This is a genomic window from Leadbetterella byssophila DSM 17132 (assembly GCF_000166395.1).
Lineage (GTDB): Bacteria > Bacteroidota > Bacteroidia > Cytophagales > Spirosomataceae > Leadbetterella > Leadbetterella byssophila.
The window spans coordinates 284,483-310,154 of sequence record NC_014655.1; the positions used below are offsets into that span (position 1 = coordinate 284,483).

The 25,672-nt window shown below is 40.2% G+C and carries 19 protein-coding genes and 1 pseudogene; 12 read left to right on the forward strand and 8 right to left on the reverse strand.

Translation table 11 applies throughout. The features are described 5' to 3' along the window. The gene (locus LBYS_RS01330; protein WP_013407111.1) at positions 1-3,957 is read right to left on the reverse strand and encodes a two-component regulator propeller domain-containing protein; all 3,957 of its coding nucleotides are present in this window, start codon (positions 3,955-3,957) and stop codon (positions 1-3) included. A 247-nt stretch (positions 3,958-4,204) separates the two neighbouring features. Here LBYS_RS01330 and LBYS_RS01335 point away from each other — a divergent pair, with 247 nt between their 5' ends. The 9 genes from LBYS_RS01335 (at position 4,205) to LBYS_RS01375 (ending at position 17,330) form a co-directional block, all read left to right on the forward strand. Further along, positions 4,205-7,306, forward strand: a complete 3,102-nt coding sequence (locus LBYS_RS01335; RefSeq protein WP_013407112.1) for a SusC/RagA family TonB-linked outer membrane protein — start codon at positions 4,205-4,207, stop codon at positions 7,304-7,306. Between the two features lie 5 nt (positions 7,307-7,311). Further along, the gene (locus LBYS_RS01340) at positions 7,312-8,889 is read left to right on the forward strand and encodes a RagB/SusD family nutrient uptake outer membrane protein (RefSeq protein WP_013407113.1); all 1,578 of its coding nucleotides are present in this window, start codon (positions 7,312-7,314) and stop codon (positions 8,887-8,889) included. Next, a complete protein-coding gene (locus tag LBYS_RS01345; protein WP_013407114.1) occupies positions 8,883-9,686 on the forward strand; it encodes an alpha/beta hydrolase in 804 nt (267 codons plus the stop codon). The genes LBYS_RS01340 and LBYS_RS01345 overlap by 7 nt, the downstream gene beginning before the upstream one ends. A gap of 81 nt (positions 9,687-9,767) precedes the next feature. After that, positions 9,768-10,952: an esterase gene (locus LBYS_RS01350; protein ID WP_013407115.1), complete on the forward strand. Its 1,185-nt coding sequence runs from the start codon at positions 9,768-9,770 to the stop codon at positions 10,950-10,952. Positions 10,953-11,157: 205 nt separating this feature from the next. Beyond that, positions 11,158-13,347, forward strand: a complete 2,190-nt coding sequence (locus LBYS_RS01355) for a beta-glucosidase (protein ID WP_187287909.1) — start codon at positions 11,158-11,160, stop codon at positions 13,345-13,347. A gap of 50 nt (positions 13,348-13,397) precedes the next feature. Beyond that, positions 13,398-14,417 (forward strand): alpha/beta hydrolase, encoded by a 1,020-nt coding sequence (locus tag LBYS_RS01360; RefSeq protein ID WP_013407117.1) that lies wholly within the window; start codon positions 13,398-13,400, stop codon positions 14,415-14,417. Positions 14,418-14,421: 4 nt separating this feature from the next. Next, on the forward strand, positions 14,422-15,717 hold the full coding sequence (locus LBYS_RS01365; RefSeq protein WP_013407118.1) for a CitMHS family transporter: 1,296 nt from the start codon (positions 14,422-14,424) through the stop codon (positions 15,715-15,717). Beyond that, complete coding sequence (locus tag LBYS_RS01370; RefSeq protein WP_013407119.1) at positions 15,718-17,031, forward strand: acyclic terpene utilization AtuA family protein; 1,314 nt, start codon at positions 15,718-15,720, stop codon at positions 17,029-17,031. After that, positions 17,028-17,330, forward strand: coding sequence for an AtuA-related protein (locus LBYS_RS01375; protein WP_013407120.1), 303 nt, complete (start codon positions 17,028-17,030; stop codon positions 17,328-17,330). Before LBYS_RS01370 ends, LBYS_RS01375 begins: the two co-directional genes overlap by 4 nt. A 109-nt stretch (positions 17,331-17,439) precedes the next feature. Here the strand turns inward: LBYS_RS01375 and LBYS_RS19830 are convergent. From LBYS_RS19830 to LBYS_RS01405, 6 genes and pseudogenes are all read right to left on the reverse strand, one after another. Next, positions 17,440-18,589, reverse strand: a pseudogene (locus LBYS_RS19830) (IS3 family transposase). A 62-nt stretch (positions 18,590-18,651) separates the two neighbouring features. Continuing rightward, a complete protein-coding gene (locus LBYS_RS19510) occupies positions 18,652-19,056 on the reverse strand; it encodes a transposase (RefSeq protein WP_229310439.1) in 405 nt (134 codons plus the stop codon). Positions 19,057-19,061: 5 nt separating this feature from the next. Continuing rightward, positions 19,062-19,313, reverse strand: a complete 252-nt coding sequence (locus LBYS_RS19515) for a hypothetical protein (RefSeq protein WP_229310440.1) — start codon at positions 19,311-19,313, stop codon at positions 19,062-19,064. A 39-nt stretch (positions 19,314-19,352) separates the two neighbouring features. Beyond that, positions 19,353-19,493, reverse strand: coding sequence for a hypothetical protein (locus LBYS_RS19985; RefSeq protein WP_445468618.1), 141 nt, complete (start codon positions 19,491-19,493; stop codon positions 19,353-19,355). A 724-nt stretch (positions 19,494-20,217) separates the two neighbouring features. Continuing rightward, positions 20,218-21,369, reverse strand: coding sequence for a serine hydrolase domain-containing protein (locus tag LBYS_RS01400; RefSeq protein ID WP_013407121.1), 1,152 nt, complete (start codon positions 21,367-21,369; stop codon positions 20,218-20,220). Between the two features lie 15 nt (positions 21,370-21,384). Next, positions 21,385-21,984, reverse strand: coding sequence for a hypothetical protein (locus tag LBYS_RS01405; protein ID WP_013407122.1), 600 nt, complete (start codon positions 21,982-21,984; stop codon positions 21,385-21,387). A 700-nt stretch (positions 21,985-22,684) separates the two neighbouring features. Between LBYS_RS01405 and LBYS_RS01410 the strand changes: the two genes are divergently transcribed. Genes LBYS_RS01410 through LBYS_RS01420 form a run of 3 tightly spaced genes read left to right on the forward strand, consistent with a single transcriptional unit; the run spans position 22,685 to position 25,246 of the window. Further along, complete coding sequence (locus LBYS_RS01410; protein WP_013407124.1) at positions 22,685-23,224, forward strand: cupin domain-containing protein; 540 nt, start codon at positions 22,685-22,687, stop codon at positions 23,222-23,224. Positions 23,225-23,275: 51 nt separating this feature from the next. Then, positions 23,276-24,727: an alpha/beta hydrolase gene (locus LBYS_RS01415; protein ID WP_013407125.1), complete on the forward strand. Its 1,452-nt coding sequence runs from the start codon at positions 23,276-23,278 to the stop codon at positions 24,725-24,727. Positions 24,728-24,751: 24 nt separating this feature from the next. Then, positions 24,752-25,246 carry an NADPH-dependent FMN reductase gene (locus LBYS_RS01420; protein ID WP_013407126.1) on the forward strand — a complete coding sequence of 165 codons (495 nt, stop codon included), beginning with the start codon at positions 24,752-24,754 and terminating at the stop codon, positions 25,244-25,246. Here the strand turns inward: LBYS_RS01420 and LBYS_RS01425 are convergent. Then, positions 25,243-25,671, reverse strand: coding sequence for a YybH family protein (locus tag LBYS_RS01425; RefSeq protein ID WP_013407127.1), 429 nt, complete (start codon positions 25,669-25,671; stop codon positions 25,243-25,245). The two genes, LBYS_RS01420 and LBYS_RS01425, sit on opposite strands and share 4 nt — an antisense overlap. Position 25,672: the final 1 nt, after the last annotated feature.

Consider the following 25,672-nt stretch of genomic DNA (forward strand, 5'->3'; position numbering starts at 1 on the left):
CTACTTAAACTCGCTGGGTGATACCCCAAACTGTTTTTTGAAACTAATGGAGAAATGAGACAAGGTGTTAAAACCGGTCATATATGCGATCTCTGAGATATTGTACTGACCTGTTTTAATATATTCAGCGGCCTTGTTTAACTTGTAAGTTTTGAAGAAAGATGCAGGGTTTTCTCCGGTTAAAGATTTTATCTTGTAGTAAAACTTAGTTCTGCTAAGATTAAGTCTTTCTGTCATTTTTACAATGTTCAGTTCAGAGTTGTCCAACTCTTCGTTCATGAGTGCATAAAATTCATTTAGCAGGACTTTGTCATGAGGTGAAATGCCTGCTTCTGACAACATTCTTTTGGTAGTAGTGGTAGTGGTTAAAATTTCCCGGACTTTCTTTCTGTTATTAATTTGAGATTTTACTACTGCAATTAGATATAATGGATCAAAGGGTTTTACGATATACGCATCGGCCCCTTTGTACAATCCTTTGACCTGCTCCTGGGTAGTACTTTTGGCCGTTAGTAAAATTACCGGAATATGGCTGTATTCTATGTTTTCTTTAAGATACTGACAGAAGTCGTATCCGCTCATACCGGGCATGAGAACATCGGAGATAATCAAATCGGCCTCAAAGGTTTCCATAGTTTTTATCGCGTCTTCTGCATTAAAAACAGATTCGATTGTAAAATCAGCTGAGAGAATGGTTTTCAGAAAGTGAGTTATTTCTGGTTCATCGTCTACTATGAGTATTTTCTCTTTTTTTCCTAATAGTGTTTCAATTTCATTATCTGCAGGAGAAGAAATGGAAGAGTCCTGTGGTTTGTCCACAGAATCTTCACTTATGATTTCAGAAGGGGAGTAGTTTTGGTTTCCTAGAGGAAGTACAATCGAAATTGTGGTTCCGCCTGTCTCATTCTGAAAAGCTTCAATCTCTCCATGATGAGCTCTGATTAATCTTTGGCTGTAATTTAAGCCGATTCCTGTACCGTAATGGTTTAAGCCATTGTGGTGATTAACCTGATAGAAGCGTTCAAAAACCCTTTTTAGATCCTTTTTCGGAATTCCTATTCCTGTGTCCTTTATGTCCACTTTTACCAGTTTTGTTTCTGTTGAAGGAGTGTTTGGGTACTCATTATCCGTTATACTAACAAGAACTTCTATATTTCCACCTGCCGGAGTGTATTTTATAGCATTTGAGAGAATGTTAGACAGTATTTTATCAAATTTATCTCTATCCAGATAAAGCATAATAGGTCCGCTTTCAATTTGAACAGAAAGCCTGATATTCTTTTCTTTAGCTGAAAAAGAGAATAAGTCCACGTTTCGTCTTATTTCAGGAATAATGTCTAAGTAGATGGTTTTAAGGGGAGAATCGCCATCTTTCAGGTTATTAAAGTCCAGAATTTGATTTACGAGTCCCAGCATTTTATCTACGTTACGCTGGATGATAGAAAGCAGGTTTAATGTTTCCGGATTTAAATTTTGAGCGGAAAGCATGGTTACCGGCCCTTTAATCATGGTAAGCGGTGTTCTGAATTCGTGCGATATATTTGAAAAGTAATTGAAATTGAGCTCATTAATTCTTATAGCCTCCTGTTTTTCTCTCTCTGCAAGTAAGGTCTTGTCTTTGTCCGTTTTCCAGGAAGAATAAAGTCTGAAGAATACATAGCTTACACCACCTAAAGTTAAAACATAAAGTAAAATCATAGGTGAAGATGCCCACCAGGGAGGAAGCATTTTTAAGGAAATAGCAGTTTCGAAAATTTCGCCCTGACTATTACTGGAAGCCCGCACTTTAAAAATATAGTTACCGGGAGGAATTTTGTAGAAATTAGCCTGACGGCTTTTTCCCGCATCAGTCCAGTCGTCGTTGTATCCCTCTAATTTGTATTCGTATTTGTAGTTTTTCAGCTGGCTATAATTAAGAATAGTATAGTGAATACTAAAGGAATTGTTCCAATTCTTAAGCTGAATACGCTTTACCGGAGTACTTTGGCTACTTGTTTCAAATAGTTTGTGTTTATCCGAAGTGACTTTTTCGATGACTATCTTGTTAGATTGTTCAGGAATGGCTTTCAATGGGTTAATTTCGGTAATACCGTGAGTTCCGCCGAAATAGAGTCTGCCTTCATCATCTTTGGCTAATGCATTGAAGTTGTACTGATTTCCTCCGGTGCCGTCCTCACTAAAATAGACGATGGCTTTGTCTGTTTTAGGATCTAGTTTTGACAATCCGTTTTGGGTAGGTATCCAAAGATAGCCCTGACTGTCTTCAATAATGCCGGATGCATCATTGCAGATGGCTTTAGCATTCAGATAATTTTTTGTTTGTCTGGTTGTGGGTGAATAAGTGAAGAGGCCATTAAGGTGTGTGGGTATCCATAAGTTTCCATTCGAATCTTCAAAGACCTGATTGGGTAGGAAAGGCGTAACAGAAGGTTTGATTTCGATATTTTTCGTGGTTAATGTGTTAGGATTTATCAGGAATACTCCTCTGCCAAGAGCAGAAACAGCTATTTCACCACTTCTTAGTTTGGTTAAACCCGTAGTATAGTTATAGCCCGGTTTATAAAACTGTTTCTTCTCAAAGGTATCTCCCTTTTTGTAATAGATGTACTCTCCAAATCCAGCCACCCAGATATTGCCATTGTCATCTTCTGCAATAGAAGACATGGTTTCCTCAAATTTGTAGCTTTTGACTATGGATACGGTGGAATTGTGTACAGAGCATTGATAAAGATCATTACCAGAGTTTACCCAAAGATATCCGTTGCTATCAAAAAAAAGGTTTCCGTTTTTGCCAAATCCGGTGTGTGGCAAGGTTGCCTTTGTGACCTGACCGTCACTTACTGTGTATTTGTATATACCGTCTTTGCTGGTAAGAATCCACAGGTTTTTGTCTTTAGCCTGAACAATTTTCATGATAGATTTTCCTTGAAGAGCATTTTCCAAAAGATATTTTTCATTGAAAATCTTCTCTGACTTTCTAACCATTTCAAATCCTTTGTCCGTAGATCCAAACCAAAGATTGTTGCGAGAGTCCGTAAAGACGGTAGTTAGTTCAAAATCGGGAGCAGCGAAGGGAAAGTCTTTGTGTGACTGATGAACCAATGTATTGGTAACAAAATCAAAGTAAAAGAGCTCATTCTGAAAAGTCTTTAGAATCACAGCCCTTTGATTGTACCTGAATATATTCGAAATGCCTGAGGCGGGAAAATCAGTATAGGTGGCTATTTTTTCGGGAAGTTGTTTAAATTCAATAGTGTCTGTATCAACTATGCTTATTCCATTAGAATGAGACAGCCACAGTTCTCCAAATTCATTAATATATAAACTATGGATTAGCTTAACAGCTGGAATCTCCAGTTTTTTGATAAGTTTAAAATCAGGGTCATAAACGGAGATATTGTTTTGTGTGGCTACCCATAATCTATTATTAGAATCAAATGCTTCCAGATTAAGAACAGTTGGGTTAGGAAATTTAGAGAAGTAAGTAAGTTTACTTTCAAATGTATTCTTTTCAGGATTGAATACACAGATGTCATTGCTTGTGTTGATGATTATTTTGCCGGACTTGTCTTCCAGAATCTGAGCTATAAAATTACTGGAGCTACCGGTAGGGATTATTTTAAATTTTCCGTTTTCGTACAATGAAACTCCATGAGTTGAAGTTCCTACCCAAAGTCTGTTTTTAGAGTCGTATAAAAGTGCACTTACCACGTTAGCCTGTAAGCTAACGCTGTCGTTGTTAAAAGTAAATTGTGTAAACTCATGCCCGTTATACCGGTTTAGTCCTCGTGTTGTACCCAGCCAGATATATCCGTACTGGTCTTCTACAATAGAGGTTATAAACTTATTTGAAATTGCTTGCCCTTCAGTTTCTACCGCGGCGTTTTCCAGATAGTTCTCAGGAGAGTGGCATGCTGATAAAAGTAGAAGGAGAATTGCAGATATTATACGAGACATAGAACGATGATGAGGGTTGAAGTAATTATTCGTAATAATAGGTTAGTCGGTACTCATTTCAACCATTTGGGGGCGTTTATGAACAAAAATATAAATATTTGAACAAATTTTAAAAATAATTTAATGAGTCTGGCGAAATAGAAAAGCATTTGTAAAAATGTAATAATGGTTAAGGTGAGAACTTGCGGTGAAATGTTTTAGAGCAAAATGAACCCTAAAGCATCTGCCAAAATCAACCTTAATACATATGAAAAATGTTTTGTCTCAAGCAAGATGGAGGCTTTGTTATAGCCTCTTTAAATTTCTTCTATTTTTTATTTTACCGCTTGCGGCGAGTGCCCAGCAATCTTTTAAAGGCAAAGTCACCGACGGCAAAGAACCTCTCATCGGGGTATCGGTTACTGTTAAAGGTACAAGTACAGGAGGTTTTACAGATGCAGAAGGAAATTTTGAAGTAAAGACCTCCTTAGAAAAGCCGGTGCTGGTTTTTTCTATGGTGGGATATTCTACTAAAGAGGTGGCAGCTGTTTCTTCTGGCAACATAGAGGTGGTCATGGAAGAAAGCAATATTGGTCTGGATGAAGTAGTGGTAGTGGGATACGGTGTTCAGCGAAAAAGTGATTTAACCGGAGCGATATCGCAGGTAAAAACGGAAGATATAGAAAACCGAACGGTAGTAAATGCTCAGCAGGCATTGCAAGGAAAGGCCGCCGGAGTGCAGGTAATACAAACCTCAGGTGCCCCGGGCAGTAACCCTACTATTCGTATAAGAGGTTTTAGTTCTAACTCATCCTCAGACCCCCTGTATGTAGTTGATGGACTAAGAACTTCTAATATTGCGGGAATTGACCCTAACAATATTGAAAGTATGGAGGTGTTAAAAGATGCTGCTTCCGCTGCTATATACGGTGCTCAGGCGGGAAATGGTGTAATATTAATTACGACAAAAAAAGGGAAATCAGGTGTAGCTAAAATTACGTATGACTACCAAATGTCCACAAGCGAATTAAATCGGATTCCTAAGGTGATGAATGCTCAGCAGTATGTCAGCTATATGACAGAAGCTAATTTTATCACCCCGAATGAAGTGAATACCTTGTGGGACGGTGTAACCAATACGAATTGGGCGGATATTGCTTTCGAAAAATCACTGATGCACAGGCATAATCTTGGGTTACAGGGAGGTAATGAAAAAGGCACCTATTTTGTAGGGCTTTCTTACCTGGATCAGGACGGTATAGTTGTTGGCAATCAGGATGTTTATAATCGTGTTTCGGGGATGATTAACGGAGACTACAAGATACGGCCATGGCTTAAAATCGGAACTACAAATACACTGGAAAAATGGACAAGTCAGACAGTATCAGAAAACTCTGAGTACGGAAGTTTGCTGGCCGCTGTACTTACCATGGATCCGCTTACTCCCAATCTTTATTCAGAGAATAATCTGCCTGATTTTATGAAAAGCCATCTGCAGGTAGGCAGGGCGTTAATAAGAAACAGTTCTAGAGACTACTATGGTGTGTCAAGAATTTTTGAATCGGAGCAGATTCATCCGGGCATTATGAGGGATGTTAATCAAAACAAGAACTCCGGTGCAAATATATTGGGTACCATGTTTATGGATATCATGCCTTTGAAAGGTCTGGTTTTTACGTCCAAGTTCGGTTATAGAGGAGCTTTCTCCAATAATCATACTTTTCAGGATATGTATTATGCCAATGCGGTAGCCTACAGAGACAAGATTAATATGAGCAGAACAAACTCAAACAGCATTTATTATCAGTGGGAAAATTTTGCCAACTATCATTTCAAATTAAAGTCGCATGACTTTACAGTGATGGCGGGTACATCATATCAGCACACAGAAACCGCTAGTGTGAATGCCGCTGGAAATGAACTTATTAAGAATGATCTTCCCTACAGGGATCTGGACTTTCTGGCACCAACAGCTACGAGAACTATCGGTGGTATTCAGCTTTATACAAGGCAATTGTCCTACTTTGGACGTTTGAGTTATAACTATCTTGATAAACTATTGTTTCAGGCTTCGTTACGAAGAGATGCAAGTGACAACTCGATTTTACCCTACGAAAACAGATGGGGTACCTTTCCGGCCATGTCACTTGGATATGTAATTTCAAAAGAGAAGTTTTTTCCCAAGACCGATTGGATATCTTTTCTTAAAGTGAGGGCGAGTTGGGGGCAAAACGGAAGTACGGGACCACTTGGCGGTTATGCGTATCTGGCTTCTATTATGTCCGGAGGAATGTATCCTTACTCATCGGATATCAATTATCAGGTGGCTTCTTCTCCCAATACATTAACTAACCCAAATTTAAAATGGGAAACCTCAGAGCAGACAGACTTTGGTATCGACCTCAGAGCTTTTGATAATCGATTTTCTGCAACTCTCGACTATTTCCATAAAAAGACGAGCGGGTTACTTGTAGCTATTACACCGCCTTATGAGACAGGTGTGACATCAACGGTAGTTAATGCAGGGAATGTAACTAATAAAGGCTTTGAGGCAGAATTAGGCTGGGAAGATCAGTTTAGCAGCGGTTTTAAATACGGAATCAAAGGTAATATAGCTACACTTAAGAACAAGGTAACCTATCTTGATCCGAGTATTTCAAGAATCAGTGGGGCTTCTTATCATACGTTTACAGGAATTACTGCATTTGAGCAAGGACTTCCGGTGTGGTATTTCAGAGGGTATGAATTACAAGGAATTAACAGAGAAACCGGTGACCCGATATTCAAAGACCAGTTTACGGTTGATACCAACGGTGATGGAATTCCGGATCAGGGCGATGGCATAATTAACGATCAGGACATGGCCATGATTGGCAGTGCAATTCCTGATTTTACGTATGGTATTACATTGACAGGCTCATTCAAAGGATTTGACTTAACGGTCTTCGGAGCGGGATCACAAGGCAATCAAATTTACAATGCCTTAACCCGTATAGACAGACCAAGAGGGAACAAACTAAGTATATTCTATGATGAAAGATGGACACCGACCAATCAGGATGCTCCAAGGCCAAGACCGAATGCAAACGGAGAAGACAAGTACTGGATTAGTGATGCCGCGATATTTGATGCTTCTTTCTTTAAAATTAAGCAGCTTCAGATAGGCTATAGATTACCTTCTTCTCTTTTGAGTAAATTAAAGGTAGACAACTGCAGAGTTTATACTTCTCTGGATGACTGGTTTGTGTTTACTAAGTATCCGGGAATGGATCCGGAAGCTTCAGCAGGGTCAACTTCCGCTTTGGGAGTAGATAAAGGAGCATATCCTATTGCAAAAAAACTGGTTTTTGGTATTAACCTTTCCTTTTAAAAATCATGAAGAACATTGTATACAAAATAGCAATAATAATAGTCGTTGCAGTCTCATCGGCATGTGAGAATCATCTTAGAATCGTACAGCCGGGAGCAACCAGTGTAGAGAATTTTTATAAGACCGATAAAGATGCTGAAGAGGCCATTGCTGCTGTTTATGCTTCATGGCGGGCTTCCTTGTATGGTCAGTTCTGGTTAAAAAACCTGCTCTCTGATGATGTCATTTGTGGTGGCGGATCAAGAGGCGATAACAGTATGTATGAGCAAATTAATGAATACAATTTTGGAGCGGCAAATACTACAGTAAGTAGCACTTTTGCACAATATTACAATGCCATTTACCTCGCAAACCTTATTATAAATCGAATTGAGCCGGATTCCGATGTCAAGAAGCGAGCAGTAGCGGAAGCTAAGACTATCCGTGCTGCAGTCTATTTCGATCTGGTCACCTTGTGGGGAAATGTACCTCTGGTTACTATGGAGTTGTCACCTGACGAATATCAACAGCCCAACGGAGACAAAAACGCTCTCTGGAACTTGATAGAAACTGACTACAAGGATGCATTGCAGAGTAATAGCCTTCCTCAGAAGGGAAGTGCTGCCAATACAGCCCAACCTGCAAGACTTACATCAGACGCAGCCAGAGCGTTTTTAGGAAAAGCTCAGTTATTTCAAGGTAAAAATGAAGAAGCGTTTGAGAACTTGTCAACGGTAATCAACGATGGAAAACATGGTTTGGTAGCAGACTATGAAAACGTACTTAGAGCTGTCTCTGATTTTTCTTCAGAGTCTGTCTTTGAGTTTAACTCTATAGGTGATGATAATAACGCCTTTGAGCAGGGAAACACCCTTTGGGGAATCATGAACGGCTATAGAAGTGATAAGCTGAATCTTTCCGGGTATTTTACAGGTTTACATGGTATCTATCCTTCGGGTTGGGGTTTCGGAAATCCTACGTCAGCATTGTATCAGGCATTTCTTGCGGAGGAGGGGGCAGAAGGTTACCGGCTAAATAACACCATCAAGACTTACAAACAGCTGAATAATGTGGGCATTGCACTTAATCCGGGAAGCTCCTTATATGGAAATGAAGGCTATTTTAATTGGAAGCACAGATACTTGGGTTCTGAAGTACTTGTGGCATCTTTTGGTTTTTCTACCACAGCCAATTTCAGAGTTTTAAGATATGCTGAAGTTCTTCTTTTAGCTGCGGAAGCTGCTGTTCAAACCGGAAGGAATGCTCAGGCTCTTTCCTACATCAATCAAATCAGAAGCAGAGCAAAACTAAAAGCTCTTGACAATGTTTCACTGGATAATATCAAGACAGAAAAGAGACTTGAGCTCTGTTTTGAAGGAGTTCGTTTTCAGGATCTGGTACGCTGGGGAGATACTCACTTTTTAGAGAAACAAGGTGAAAAAGTACCCACTTTTACTGGATTGAATAACGACGGAAGTCATACCATCATCTACCCCTATAGCAATCAAACTTTTGGTTTCAAAAAGGGGAAGAATGAGCTGCTCCCTTTTCCTGAACATGAAATGAATGTGAACAAGAATATTAAACAAAATCCGGGATGGTAACACAGAAGATTGTAGTAGCTGTTGTTTTATTATTAGCCTCTCTAAATAGCCAAGGGCAAGGTTTTATTATGCCTCCTCAAGGTAAGATAGAATACGAAGTAATAGAAAGTAAGGTATTGAACACCACAAGAAATTACTCTATTTATCTGCCCAAATCTTACAAGACAGAAGAATCGAGACAATATCCCATATTGTATCTATTGCATGGTATGAACGATACCCACAAAGGCTGGCCAACCCGTGGACACGTAGAAGACGTGGCCAATCAGCTGATAGATGGAGGGGAGGTTAGAGAGATGATTATTGTTACCCCCGATGCCGGCACAGACTGGAACGGTTATTTTGACATGGAAGGTTGGAGCTATGAGCGGTTTTTCTTCGAAGAGTTTTTACCTCATATAGAGGGAAAGTACAGAGTAAGTAGAGGTAAAGAAGAGAGAGCTATAGCAGGACTATCAATGGGAGGTGGTGGATCTACAGTTTATGCACAAAAGCATCCTGAACTGTTTTCTTCGGTTTACGCGATGAGTGCTCTGATGAATATCCCATTTGTCGGTGGCCCTCCTGGTCTGGATAAAAAGTTGGATCTGTTAACCCAAAGTGTCATTGCCAATAGCTCTATTGCCTTTGTTGAAAAAGCCGATGCTGCCACTTTAGAAAAGTTGAAAGCTGTGAACTGGTTTGTGGATTGCGGCGACGATGACTTTTTGCTGGATGTTAACATAGATTATGTCAGAGCGATGAAAAAGGTTGGTATACCGCTTCAGTTTAGAATCCGTGACGGAGGACATACCTAGGAGTATTGGCATTCTGCACTTTATGAGGCTCTCAGATTCCCTTCAAGAAATTTCAAAAAATGAATTTTAAGTAAATAAAAAATGAAAAAAACAATTCTAACCTTAAGTATTCTGATCATGAGTGTAATTATGCTTCATGCCCAGCAAAATCTTGATTTCTCTGGTGCACAGGGAATAATTTCACCGCAGGTAAATGATAACAATACCGTTACTTTCAAGCTCGATGCTCCTAAAGCTGCAGAGGTTTTTTTACAGGGAGATTGGATGCCGGCAGAAGGATGGGTTCCGGGCAAAGTGGCAATGAAAAAGGATGAAAAAGGAATATGGACATATACTTCGGAGTCTTTGAAGTCAGATTTATTCATGTACAATTACATAGTGGATGGGCTGAAAATTACAGACCCGAATAACGTATACCAAATCAGAGACATTGCCAATATGTTCAGCATATTCATTACCAATGGTGATCAGTCTTCAGCCTATAAGGTAGCTGATGTACCTCATGGGACAGTCTCGCGTACCTGGTACGACTCCCCTGGTTTAAAGGCTACCAGACGTTTAACGGTTTATACACCGCCGGGCTATGAACGCAGTAAAGAGAGCTATCCGGTGCTTTATCTTCTTCACGGTGTGGGAGGTGACGAAGAGGCCTGGATTTCCTTGGGAAGGACGGCTCAGATTCTGGATAATCTGATTGCAGCAGGCAAAGCCAAGCCTATGCTTGTGGTGATGACTAACGGGCACACCAGTAATGCAGCCGCACCGGGTGAATCAAGCAAGGGACTTTACAAACCAATAATGATGACGCCCGATGTAGGCTCTGGTAATATGGAGAGTACTTTCCAGGATGTAGTTGACTTTGTAGAGAAGACTTACCGTGTTAAGAAAAACAAGGCAGATCGTGCTATTGCAGGTTTGTCAATGGGCGGTTCTCACACCTTGTTTATTTCAGCCAATTTGAACAATACATTTGATTATGTAGGACTTTTTTCTGCTGCATATCGTCTGAACAGACCAGATGCAAAGCAAGTACCTGCTGTTTATGAAAACTACGAAAAGAACCTTGAAAAACAGCGTGATAATGGGTACAAACTGTACTGGATTGGTATGGGAAAAACAGATTTTCTGTATCAGAGCGGAGTAGATTTTAGAAAACTTTTAGACGATAAGAAAGTAAAGTATACTTACAGAGAATCAGAAGGAGGACATACCTGGTCAAACTGGAGACTTTACCTGTCAGAGTTTGTCCCACTTTTATTTAAATAGATTGATTGTTGGCCCTAAATAATCACTTTTTTCAAGCATGTTCTGTTCGGGAATGTGCTTGAATTTTCAAAATTCAACGAAAATCATTCTTAACACCCATGAAAAAACTATATATATCAGTAGGCATATTTTTCTTCTCATTTCGGCTCTCCGGCCAGCAAGCCCCCAGCTTGGTAAGAATTCCGTACAGGAGGTGTTAAATGCGATGACGTTAGAAGAAAAGGTAGATTTATTGGTTGGTGCAGGAATGCCCGGTTTTGGTGGGCCAACAGTAGGACAAACTGAAAACCTCGTTCCGGGTGCGGCTGGTACCACTAAAGCTATTCCAAGGTTGGGAATTCCGGCTATAGTTCTGGCGGACGGCCCTGCTGGAATAAGGATAAGTCCAACTCGTCAAAATGACACACAAACGTTTTACGCAACAGCCTTTCCAATTGCTACATTGATTGCTTCTTCATGGAACCTTGAACTGGCTGAGAATATAGGTAAAGCTATGGGTAAAGAGGCTCTTGAATATGGAGCAGATGTACTTTTGGCTCCTGCTTTAAATTTGCATCGACATCCGCTTAACGGAAGAAATTTTGAATATTATTCTGAAGATCCAATTATTTCAGGGAAAATGACAGCGGCAGCCGTTAATGGTATCCAGTCTAATGGGGTGGGAACTTCGATCAAACATTTTGCTGCGAATAATCAGGAAAGCCTTCGTTCAAAAAATGATGTCAGAATAAAAAACCGGACATTGAGAGAGCTATATCTTAAAGGTTTTGAAATTGCGGTTAAAGAATCATCACCATGGACTGTGATGTCATCCTATAATAAAATTAATGGGACTTACACTTCAGAAAGTAGGGAGCTATTAACAACTGTGTTGCGGGACGAATGGAAGTTTGACGGAATAGTTATGACTGACTGGTTTGGTGGAACAAACATTGTAAAGCAGGTTCATGCTGGAAACGATTTACTAATGCCCGGAATTAAACCACAGAAAGATGCAATTCTTCAGAATGTCAAAGATGGTAAACTGGATGTGAAAGATGTGGATGTTAATGTTAGAAGAATCCTGGACTTAATTCTGAAAACTCCGAGGTTTAAAAAGTATCCTTACTCCAATAAACCAGATCTGAAAGCTCATGCTTTGATTGCCAGAGAAGCCGCAGCCGAGGGAATGATATTACTTAAAAATGAAAAACTGACGTTGCCAATATCTTCAGAAACAAAGATTGCTGCTTTTGGTGTTACCTCCTACGATTTTATTAGTGGTGGGACAGGCAGTGGAGATGTCAACGAGGCGTATATCATTTCACTAATGGACGGGCTATCAGCTTTCAGTGTTGAAAGAAAACTCGCTGAGAAGTATTCGGTCTACGTTGGAGACTACAAGGAAAAAAACAAACCCGACCCAAATAACCCAATGGCTGCATTTCTAAATAAACCAAGAATGCCTGAGTTGGAGTTGTCAGAGTCTGAAATTGGAGAATACGCTAAATCTACAGATATGGCTATCATTACAATTGGTAGAAATTCCGGCGAGTTTGAAGATAGAAAGACTACAAATGATTTTTATCTCAGTGATGAAGAACAGAATTTGATTTCAAAAGTAGCGAAGGCTTATCATTCTAAAGGTAAAAAAGTTGTAGTAATACTTAACGTTGGAGGAGTGATAGAAACGGCTTCGTGGAAAGAAAAACCAGATGCTATTTTACTGGCCTGGCAGGCGGGACAGGAAGGTGGAAATTCAGTTGCGGATATTTTAAGTGGTAAAGTGGGACCTTCAGGAAAGTTGACCATGTCATTCCCAAATGATCTGAAAGATGTAGCATCAAATAACAATTTCCCAATTGATATAGAGTTGAATTTTCAAGAAATGATGGGAGGAGGCCCACCTAATTCTGCACAGGAACCTCGTAAGAATTTAGAATTCACCACGTATGAGGAAGATCTGCACGTAGGATACAGAGATTATATCACCAATAAAAAACAAGTTTCTTTTCCATTTGGATTCGGGCTTTCTTACACTTCATTCGATTTTAGAAATAGTAAGATTTCTGGAGATTCTAAAGTTGGGTTTACATTGAAGGTAACCGTAAAGAATACGGGTAAAGCAAAAGGAAAAGAAATTGTTCAGATTTATCGCTCTAATCTAAACAAAGATCCTGACAGGGAACTAATTTCCTTTGGTAAAACTAAAGAATTAGCCCCTGGAGAAGTGCAAATATTAACGTTTAAAATTAACTCAGAAGACTTCTCCATTTTTGATGAATCTATAAATGCCTGGGTAACAAAGGCAGGTAATTATCACCTTTTAATAGGTAAAAGTGTTTCGGATATTATCCTCACAGAAAATGTGGAGATAAAAGAGAAATTTGAGAGGCGGGTGATTGCCAGATTTTGAAAATAAAGGTCTAATATTTAGTCATTCAACTACTTAATTACGAGAAAATTATGAAACAGGCTCTCAGTATTATATTTCTATTGGTATCAATTTTCGGATTTGCTCAAAAAGGAAGCGTTCAGACGTTTACAATAAATTCAAAAGCCTTGATCAATAAAGGAGGAGAAAATCCAAACAGAAGTTGCTCTGTTTATTTACCCCCCGGATATGAAGGAGGCAAAGAACGTTATCCTGTAATCTATTTTCTACATGGTTTCACAGGTACGGACGCTATTTCTCCGGAAATTAAAAAAGTGCTGGATGAAGGGATAGTCAGAAAGAAAATCAAACCGTATATTTTGGTTATTCCTAATCACTACACACTTTATCAGGGTAGTTTTTATACTGATTCGGAGTTAACAGGAAACTGGGAGACATTTACTTCTAAGGAGCTGGTCGACTATATGGATAAAAACTTCCGTACGTTGGCTACAAAAGAGTCGCGTGGAATTGCCGGGCACTCTATGGGTGGTTATGGAGCAATTAAAATAGCGATGCGTCATCCCGAAGTGTTTAGTTCAGTGTATGGTCTAAGCCCCGGGCTAATGTCATTTGTTAAGGAGTTTGGCCCCAATAGCCCTTACTTTAAAATCTATCAAAACGCCAGGACGGAAGAAGAACTTACAAGAGCCTATTATCCGAAAGTTTTGGCAGCTGTAGGCCGGGCTTGGTCTCCTAATCCAAACAATCCTCCATTTTACGCTGATATGCCATTTACGTATAAAGGTGACTCCTTGATTGTAAACCAAAAGGTTTTAGAAAAATGGCACAGGAATATGCCGGTTGAAATGGTAAATGACTATGCAGACAATTTGAGAAAGTTGACAGCCATAAAGTTGGACTGGGGTAGAAATGATTCTCCAAGATTTCCGGTTCAGAATATGGCATTTAGTCAGAAACTGGAAAATCTCGGGATCAATCATTATGCCGAAGAGTATATCGGTACACACGTAGATAAAATCTGGACACTTGACGGGCGGGTGTTAAACGCTATGCTTCCTTTCTTTAATGATTACCTGAAATTTGAATAACTCTATGCTCGTACTCTATGGTTTACTAATCATTGGGCTATTTCTCGTCTTGATATGGAGTAAGAGAGTTCCAGTGATGATAGCCCTGGTTATGACTCCTGTTCTGGTGGCAGTGATTGCCGGCTTTTCTGTAGCTGATATTGGTACTTTTGCTTTAAGCGGAATTCGCCAGGTGGCCCCTACAGCTGTGCTTTTGATGTTTGCTGTACTTTATTTTTCAATCATGTTAGATTCAGGATTGTTTGATCCTGTGATAAAGACGGTGTTGAAGCTTGTAAAGGGCGATCCCTTAAAAGTAGTTATCGGTACTGCTTTGCTTACGATGCTTGTACATTTGGATGGCGATGGTACCGCTACTTTTATGATTGTGATTACTGCTTTTTTGCCTATCTACAAGGCATTGAAGATGAGTAAACTTGTTCTTGCGGGGATAGTTGCTTTAAGCGTTGGGCCTATTCATCTGGTGCCGTGGTCAGGTACGTCAGCCAGAGCATTGTCCGTCTTTGAGGCAAGCAGTGCTCAGCTTTTTGTTCCTAATTTACCTGCCATAGGGGCTGGAATACTTTGGGTACTTTTTGTAGCCTGGTATTGGGGACGGGCTGAGAAAAGACGCCTAGGAGTGTTGGATTTTAGTTATACTTTTGGTGAGGATTTTTCTAAAGATAAACGTCTGTTAAGAAGACCCAAATTAGTATTGGTTAATGCTGTTTTGACGGTCACGGTTATTGTTTTACTAACTCTGGAGATAGTGCCTTCGTCGGTTTTGTTTGTGCTGGCTTCTTTACTGGTACTTCAAATTAATTACCCTAAGCTACAGGAGCAAAAAATGGTTTTGAGCAGGCATGGGAATAATATCTTTATGGTAGTGAGTATGATTTTTGCAGCCGGAGTTTTCTCAGGAATTTTAACAAACGGGGGGATGACTGAAGCTATGGCAACCTCATTGGTAAGCGGTATGAAGTCCGAAAACTCGGGTTTACTTGTTTTGCTTACTGCCATAACCAGTATGCCTGCGAGTATTATTTTTACACCTGATGCCTATTATTTTGGTGTTTTACCCATCATCAAAGAGTCAGCGAGCCAGCTTAATATAGACGCAGTTCAGTTTGGGAGAGCAGCCCTTCTAGGGCAAATGACGGTCGGCTTTCCGTTGAGTCCGTTAACGGCTTCTACATTTTTGCTGATTGGTATGGCTGAGGTGGATCTGGGAGATCACCAAAAACATACATTTTTTTGGGCATGGGGTACTACTTTGGTTATGACGCTAGTAGCGATTTTGACCGGTTCAATATTTTTATAGATGAAAGAAACAATTAGAATAGGGTGTGGTGCGGGATTTTCAGGCGACAGGTTTGAACCCGCAGTTATTTTAGCTGAGAAGGGACAATTGGATTACCTTGTTCTGGAATGCCTGGCAGAGAGAACAATTGCTTTGGCTCAACAGCAAAAGCAAATTAACCCTGATCTGGGCTATGATCCGTTTTTAGAAAGGAGAATAAGCTCTCTCTTGCCTTTTTTAGAAAAGAAGAAGATCCGGTTAATCACAAATATGGGAGCGGCCAATCCTATTGCTGCAGCTCGTAAAGTAAAGGAATTATGTTTAGAACAGGGACTTGATCTTAAGGTTGCAGCTGTAACGGGAGATGATGTTTTAGGTTTAATTACAGGAAACGAAATGGCAATTGAAACCAATAAGCCTATTTCAGAGTCCGGCAGTTTGGTTTCAGCAAATGCGTACTTAGGTATAGAAGGAATCATAGAATCTCTCGCAGCAGATTCAGATATCATAATCACCGGACGTGTGGCAGACCCATCGTTGTTCCTGGCTCCTATGGTATTTGAGTTTGGCTGGACGGATGCTGAGCAGTTTGGACAAGGTACCGTTATTGGACACTTATTAGAATGTGGAGGCCAATTGACAGGGGGGTACTTTATGGATGTTTCCAGAAAGAAGATAGCTGATCCAGCAAACCTGGGTTTCCCAATAGCAGAGGTTAGCAGAAATGGTGCTGCTATTCTTTCTAAGGTCGATGGAACCGGGGGAAATCTGAATTTAAGAACAGTGAAGGAACAATTGCTTTATGAAGTGTTAAATCCCTATAAGTACATAACTCCTGACGTTATAGCTGATTTTAGTAAAGTGAGATTAACGGAACTCAGAAAGGATGAGGTTCTTGTAGAAGGCGGTATCGGGGCGGAAGCCAGTAACTACTTAAAAGTAAGTGTAGGATATAAAGCATATCATCTTGGAGAAGGTGAGATTTCATATACGGGGTATGATGCCGTTGATAGATCAAAACTAGCTATTACTATTCTTGAAGAAAGATTGAAATCAGATGGTGTGCAGGAAGTGCGTTACGATCTGATTGGGCTTAACTCTATCAATGAAGACAAGTTTAGTGTAAACAGTTTTCCTTATGATGTAAGATTAAGAGTAGCTGCAAAGTGTTCTTCAAAAATTGAGGCTCAAAGAATTGGTGAAGAAGTGGAAGCACTTTATACCAATGGACCCGCCGGAGGAGGTGGCTCTAGGAAGTATTATAAAGAAGTAATAGGTATTCACTCCATTTTTGTGAGAAAAGAAGATGTATCATTTAAAGTAACCATTTTATGACAAAACTATACCATCTGGCTCATAGCAGAGCCGGAGATAAAGGAAATACGTCAACCTTATCACTGATTCCTTTTAAGGAAGAAGATTATCCGCTTTTATGCGAAAAAGTTACAGTTGAAAAAGTAAGAGAACATTTATGGTCTTTTTTACAGGGAAGTATTACACGCTATGAGTTGTATAATATTAAAAGCCTCTTGTTTGTGTGTGAAGGTGCTTTGTCAGGAGGTGTTACTACGTCTTTATCATTAGATCCACATGGAAAGTGCTTGAGCTCTTTATTGCTAGAAATGGAGATATAGTAAGAAGATAGAACTCTATCCCTAATTTATACAAATATGAAATTTTAGCATTATCTTTTTATGCTATAGGAGTCATTATTTTAACATAAATATTGTAACCCTCCCCTTTTTAGGACATAGTATAATTAAACAAAGATATTGATTTATTGTTCTTCCAGCAGGGGGTGCTAGCTCCCCCTGCTGGAAATGAAGTGCTCAAATTTTTAAACTTTTCCGGGGTGAATCCTCCTAGTGATTCATGCGGTCTTTGGGTATGATAATCCTTCATAAATTCTTCTGCCAGGATTCTGACCTGATGGATATTTTCAAACACATAAGCGTCCCGTATAGATTCTCTAAAAGTTCGGTTAAAACGTTATCCATTCTGAAAGGGCTTTCCGGGCTGGATATAAAGGAGTCTGATGTCATTCTCTCTACACCAGTCAGCCAACACCTTTGCAATATATTCAGGGCCGTTATCAACTCTGATTTGGGTAGGCTTACCTCTATATGCGATTAGATCCTCCAGACTTTGAACTACCATGTTCGACTGTATACTGAAATGAGCCTCTACGGCCAGAGCTTCCCGGTTATAATCATCGATGATATTCAAAATTCTGATCTTCCGGCCATTGTCAAGAACATCATGCATGAAGTCCATGCTCCAGGTATGATTGATACCTTCCGGCTGAATCAACGGTACTTTAACACGTGCAGGAAGCCTCTTGCGAGTCTTTTGACGAAGGTTTAGACCCAATGAAGGTAAATCCTGCGGACACGCTTGTAATTCCATTTAAGGCCCTGATTCCGTATCCTTTGATACATCTTATCCTGACCCTCCTTCGGATGATTTTCGGCTAGACCTAGTAGCTTTCCTCTTACTTCTGTATCGTCTTTTACAGAAGAATAGTAATAAACGGAACGACTTAAATCCATGATCTTACAGGCCTTTTGCATGCTCATGCCATACTCGTTTACGATATAATTCACCACCACTCGCTTTTCAAAAGGTCCTAAAACTTTTTTGATAGTACGTCCTTGAGAACGGCGTGATCCAGGGCCAGATCAGCATACATCTTCTTTAATCTGGCATTCTCCTGTTGAAGAGATTTTAGTTCTGCCAGATCCGTCCCACTCATCCCTGAATACTTCTTCTTCCAGTTATGGAAAGTGGCTTTGTGAATATTTAATTCCCGGAAGATGTCTTCTACCTTACGACCGTTCTCGTACTCTCCCACTACTTTCACAATCTGATGTTCTGAGTGCTTACTCTTTTTCATTGTTACAAGTTAATGTTAAACCTTTATTGTTGCGTTTTAACTTGTCCTATTTTTGGGGAGGGTTACAACAGGAAAGTCGCTCGTTCAAGTTGGGATAATGTCCATTTACTCTGGTGTTTAAATAGTAAAAATCTGCTACGCGCTAATACTTGTTTTAATGTATCTCCGTTTGGAAAAATTTCCGGCTCGTATGTTTCCTTGTTCAGTTTCGCTTTCGCAATGGCTTCATTCTCTTGGTCTATAGCCTCCCATCGGTACTTTATGCGTAATTCTTGAACTGCATCGAAGGCTAGTTTTTGTACGTGAAAGCGGTCTATTACCCTAGATGCATGGGGGAAACTGAGTCTGACGGCCTTTATCATGTTAGCCGCCATGTCTAAAGTTACCTCCTTTGCCTTTTTGCGAAGATGCCACGGAATCTTTTGCATTACCGCACCAATATCTTCTGCTCGGGTACCTTTAATCATGGCTACTAAAGCCCCTTTTCGCCCCGCTGCAGCCTTATTGGTAACGATGGTATGAGTTCACCATGGGATAGCGCGGTTTCATCAATACTTAAGCGCTCGCCAATATGGTCTACAAACAACATCCACTCTTGAGCGTGTTCCTTCTGATCCCAATCGTGGTAATCGCTAAAATGATCTTTGTATTGCTGGCCCAATTGTTTTCCATCAACATGAAAGAAATGGCCTAATTGATGACTACTTACCGGATTGTGGTCCAAATATTTTTTTTAAGAACAACCCAAATTCTTGTGTCATTCTTAACTAGGCGTCCCCGATCCCTTTGCAACCAAAGCCCAATCTCTGCTAATCGTCTCACCACTCGATATTACGCGCCATCTACGTCTAAGTATATGATAATAGACTTTTTTACTCCGAATGGGGAAATTCTGAACCCGTATTTCAAGAAGAAAACCTTTAAACTCTAATTACTCAGGCAAATATTCAGTCGGAGCTAGATTGAGCTCTTTCAAATGAAAATTGAGCGTCCCCTCTACTTCCTCAACTTTGGTCAAGTCAAAATATTCAACCATTTCTTTGGGAAACAATAACTCCTCCTGCGCGCTCAATTTCTTCTAGTTTTTTCTCGCAAAGAAACTACAAAATTCATCTCCCCCCAAGAATTTCACTTGATCCAGGAAAAGTGGATAGCTTACATTGGGAGTTTTATCTGACATGTAGGGGAAAATCTAGTGTTTGGCGGCAGGTAGACCAAGAAGCTCAAATTATTGAACTTCGTATTTGGTGGAGGGATCTGAGCCGGAGGTAGCGTTTTTTGAAAAGATTAGGAAGGGTTTTAGCTTGTAAATCAATAACGATCCATGGATCAGATACTTTCCAGTTTTACGACTTAATGGATGTGCAGGCACTTTTACCTTAAAAGAGAAAGCTAGGCAATGCATTTTGTAATGATTTCATGACCATTGTTGGTGTCAAACGGAAAGAGAAAATTTACGAGTATTTTCCTTTTTTAGTTTGCTAGCTTGCTACTGATGAAGGATGATAAGGCACGTAGATTGATTCGAAAAACTGTATTAAGGCGAGGTGGACTAACATGATGTTTATCCAGGTTATGCTTAACACAGGTTCTGACTTTTTTTTAGGTGATACGAATATGGCCTTTAATTAGTTATCTTTTGAGAGGTGGAGTGCAGCCTCTAAAATTTCCTTGCTGTTTCCTCCTCCGTAATTTGAAAAGAGGACGAGCGTACATTTCTGTTCAGGAAAATACAAGAGGTTAGCGTCTACTCCTAGGGAACTGCCATTCATGCCATATCCAGTATATGAGCCAAGTTTCCACTTTTCCAATCCCAGACCATACCCACAGTCTTTGCAGTGCGGGTCTTCAAAAATAGCTGTCATAGCCTTCAGGGTTTCGGAATTTAGTAGCTTGCCACTAAAGAGCCCTTCTCCGAAGATCAAGAGTTCCTCAGCGGTACTGATGATACCGGCGGCGGGGTCACCGTCACTGTCTGCTGCGTCCCAACGGGTGACATCTTGGAGGTATGGCCCGGAACTGTTGTATCCTCGTGCTACGTTGTGGTTCTCCTTTCTGTGTATATAGGTTTCTTTAAGGCCTAGAGGTGTAAGTATATGCTCCTGCAGACATTCTGCAAATCGCTTTCCTGTGACTGATTCTATGATCCATTCCAATAGCCAGTATCCGGCATTGCTATACTGGGTCATGCTTCCGGGCGTATACTTAAGAGGTTCATTATAGATGTAGCGCTGTAGCCTTTGCCTAGAAGTGAGACTAGCAAAATACTCTGCGTTATTGATCAAGCCCAATTGGTATTCCAAATTGTCGTCTGTTGGGTGGGATAAGCCGCTAGTATGATTTAACAAGTTGCGTATGATGATTTCATCCACTTGTGGAATTTTACCTTGTAGCGCTGGCAAGTGCGTAGTTACTTTGTCATCCAAGTCAATAAGCCCATTTTCGACGAGCTTCAGAATCAATGCCGCCGTGTACATCTTCGTCACGCTGCCCGTGCGGAACGGTGTACATACCATCATTTTTGTCATGTGGTCTAAGTTGCTGTATCCCGTTGCTCCTATCCAGGGCTCTTTTCCGTTTTGTTTTATGGCAAGGATACTGCCGGGTGCTATGGTGCCTTTTTGATAAATGTCAAGGAGCTTCATGTAGGGTTCGTGCAAAGGGTGATGAGTGTACTCCGAAGCACAAGTTGCTAAGGTTGGAGCAGTTATATCATCCTGTTGACAAGACGCTGTATGAAATGCTATAAAGAAAATTCTTGCTACTATTTTCGTTCTCATAACTTTCAACATAATTTATGAACCAGCCATTTTTAGGCCCACCTGAATAAACTGGTGTGGCAGAATTGAGGAACTAGAATTTAGGAAAGGAGTATCCACATAACATCCATAACTGGCGTAAGGTATATACTTGCCGAACTGATGTCCATATTTAACCGTGGCGCCCGCTAACCACTTGCCCTGGGTAGCTTTACGGACGTAGTCTGTCTGTTTGTTTTGATAGAGGGGATTAGCTGGTCGGAAGAGATTGAATCCTCCGCCCACTCCTAAACTAATTTGGTTATCCTTATTTACAAATCGCGGCCCGAAATAGGTAGAGAATACATTGTTCGCGCCGTAAGATTTATTAGCTGAGACAGAATATTCTAGGGAATGAAATAGCGTTACCTTACCAGTACTTTTGTATTGGTATTCTGCACCAATGAGAATTCCGGGATTTAGGCCATATTTTAACCCTGAAACTCCTGGCAGTGCCACCTGCTCCAAATGTAGTCCTATTTTTAACAACAGTCCAGGTAAATTTGACTGAGCTTGTGCGGTACTCTGGCTAAATAGCAGCGCTCCCACGCTTAGTATTGCTGAACATACTTTTTGCCACAGTTTTCTTTTTTTCATATCGATTACTATACTGCAATTTTAATTGGTTTGTGAAAATTGGTGTCTTGTACTCCTATTTCCCTATATAGGTCTAAAATTGAATAGGTTAAGTTGATATCGAAGGCTTAGCCAGTTACTTGGGTAAAGTTATACGAATCATAGAAAGGGGTTTAGTAAGGAAAATTTACTCTCCGAAGCCTAGGATTCAACCTTTATGCATTGATTGAAAGCAGCGGGTTCGGTAGAAAGTATGCTAATACTATAACTAGCAACGCCAATAGATCCGTGGCTTATACGTCTTTGTGTGGTACTGATAGTGCTAAAATTAATATAGTTACATGGCTGCAAATTTAGAGGCTTTTCAACCTATATGGATGAACTTTTCTACTAACAGTCTTATTGTTCAACGAAGACCCTTATTCATCGATGAACGATTAGCTGATGGGTGTTCCTAAGGAAAGGAGTATATACCAATCATTTCGTTGCAAATTTATCCAGCGATACTTTGTTTCCTCCTGTAGGTTGGAGTAACCTATGTGGTATTTTGAGGAGGTAAAATAGGATTTCTTACTTCCCTATAATGGGTTAGAATGGGCACTTCTCTTTAGTCCAGCTTTCCTTTTGAAGCTCTTTGTCGATGATAGCAGTTATATGTCGACCGAATTTGATTCTCCCTCCTTTGCATTCTACTTTTATTCCAGTGAAAAAGTATTACCCAATGAAAGAAACAATTATCAATCCGGTCATCAAAGACCAAGTTACCTTTATGCAAACCGCTGCCGCCAGCCAAGGTAGAATCACCACCCTACAAGTAAGTCTTATGCCAGGAGGCGGAACTCCCATGCATTACCATAAAAACTTCACAGAGACCTTTGTAGTTGTTGAAGGTATCTTGACCCTTAAATTAAGCTCCTCAACCATTCATCTATTTCCCGGAGAAAAATATACCGTGGAAATCGGACAAGTGCATGCCTTTGCCAATGAATCTTCCGAACCCGTGGTTTTTACCACTGTGGTATCTCCAGGATGCGAAGGATTTGAATTTGCTTTGCGCATACTTTATGGTCTTGCGGCCGACGGGCAAACCGACAAGAAAGGACTACCCAAAAGCCTCCTTGCATTAGCAGTAGTTTCCAAAATTAGTGATATTCGACCAGCCGGGGCCGGAGCCCTCATGATTCCACTCTTCGGACTTCTAAACCTTATCGCCCAATTAAATGGATTTAAAAAGGAACTCCTGCGAAGGTATTGTTCGTAAAACCATCTATAGGTTTAACTGGTTTATTCAATGAGTTTTTGAAGAAGTCCTATGAAAGAATTTTGTTTTTTACTTCTCTTCCTGCCAAACGCCTTGCATGCACAAGTTAGAGTAAACGTGCACTTGGCGCCGAATCTAATGGGTCCGTACTCCGGTCAGTTGCTGGTTTATACTCTGAGTGATACTTCTAAGCATTTCAGTGATGATACATTCGAAAATGAGGCGGCTTTTACTATGCAGGTTCCAGAATGGACTCAAGGGAAAGTTATCACTCTACCACCAGACGTTCCATTTTTCAACATAGGTCTTAAGGATTTGAAAGATGGATATTATAGAATGGTGGCTATTCTTCGTACCAATACATCAGAACATAGGAAACTTTCCGTAGGGAATCTTTATACACGAAAAGAAGTCATACTAAAAGTTCAAAAGGGCCAAGACTCCTCTGTAGATTTGGAACTTAATGCGGCCATTCCCGACCAAGTCTTTAGGGAGGATGAACATACAAAATTGCTTAAGTTCTTGTCTCCTTCCCTGAGTACACAAAAGAAGAAGGATACCTACATTTTAGCTGGTATCTATCTGCCACCAAGTTTTTATAGGGATACTGATAGAAACTATCCCGTAGTATTTGTCCATCCCGGCTGGGGTGGGACTCATTTCCAGGCCACTAATCCTAGTATAAGGAAGCTTTATGGAGTTGGCCTTGGGGAAGAAAAGATTTTCGTATTTATGAATCCTGAAGCCCAGACTCCTTACGGTTTACATGCTTTTGTTGACTCCAGAGTAAACGGAGATTGGGGTACAGCTTTTGTTCAAGAATTTATACCGTATTTAGTGAAACAGTATCGAGTAAATCCTGACCCCAAGCTCCACTTTTTAACGGGTCAAAGTAGCGGTGGATACGGAGCTTTGTGGTTGGCTTTGCATTTCTCTACGAGTTTTGGAGGAACATGGGTAACTTCCCCTGATCCTATTGATTTTACCCATTTTACAGGAGTGGATATTTATCATGATCAAAATTACTACTATGATCAGAATGGAAAGGAAAGGGGATTTATGACGGTGGAGGGGACTTTTAAATCAACTTTGAAGAAAACCATCCAATTGGAGAGATTTGAGGGAGATGGTGGTCAACAGCAATCTTTTGAAGCTGAATTCGGATTGCCGGATGAAAAGGGGAGACCTGTTCATTTAATGGATGTTTTAACAGGAGAAATCAATAAAGAGGTTGCTGAATCCTGGAAACCCTATGATTTGGCTCTATACACTTTAAATAATATAGAGAAGCTTAAAAAGTTGGCTGGACCGGTGAAGATATTTGTTGGCGGGAAAGATAACTTCTTGCTCCATAAGTCGGCTCAAGCCTTTCAAGAAAAGACAAAAAATCTAGGCTTAAACATTCATGTCATCACACTACCTGAGGCGGATCATTTTAATGTTCGGACCGTGGAATTATCTGCTGAAATGCAATCAGAAATAGATCAGTTGATCAAGAACTAAAGGAGGAGAGATACTCCTTTTATTATGAAAAGAATATTGGTAATAAACGGTAGCGCTTCAGAGCACTCTTCGAACGGACTTCTTATTGAACAATTGATCTCTCTTGGATCTTCTTTTTTTGAATTTGAAAAATTTGAAAGCTTGAAATCCCTGCCTCATTTTGACCCTAAACCAGTGGAGATTCCTGATGCAGTGGTTTTATTTTGGAAAAAGGTAGAAGAGGCTGATAAAGTTTTATTTTGTACCCCTGAATATATATTTAGTATACCTAGTGGATTGAAAAATGCTTTGGAATGGAGTGTCTCCACTACCATTTTTTCTGGCAAATCCATAGGTATAATTACGGCCTCTGCCAGCGGAGTGCTAGGTCATGAGGAATTGCAAAGAATAATGAAAACCTTAGGAGCTCATTTTTCGCCGGAAAATACGCTATTAATTTCGGGGATTAAGGGAAAAGCTGGTGTGGATCCTGAATTAGACGAAAAGCTTTCCTTGTTTCTATCCTCTTGGGAAAATTAATCTAGGACCAATTTCCATTCCCTTTGGATCTTCTTCCAAATGGAACTGTATAAACCCTTCTTTATTTTGATGTTTCCAAGACTGTCATTTTGGGACAAGGTGTACCATCCGTAAGTATATCCTAAGTCTCCTGACCTGGCTACATCAACTTTTTCTGGTTTCCAGGTCAAAGTGTAGGGAGGAGTAGGACTTTCTAAGAACTTTTGAATGTTTTTATGAATATGGGGGAGTCCGTTAATCACGGTATCTCCTGTATCAAAGAGGGCGATTTCTTCCGATGCCACGTCAAGCATGGCAGCGTAGAACCCTTTTTGAGCCGAGGAAGCGGAAAAGGCAAGTTCTGCCTGGTATAACTCATTCTTTAATTTTTGAGGTGTCTTACAAGCCATGCATAAAATGACTAAAAGGGAAAGGGGGGATTTCATT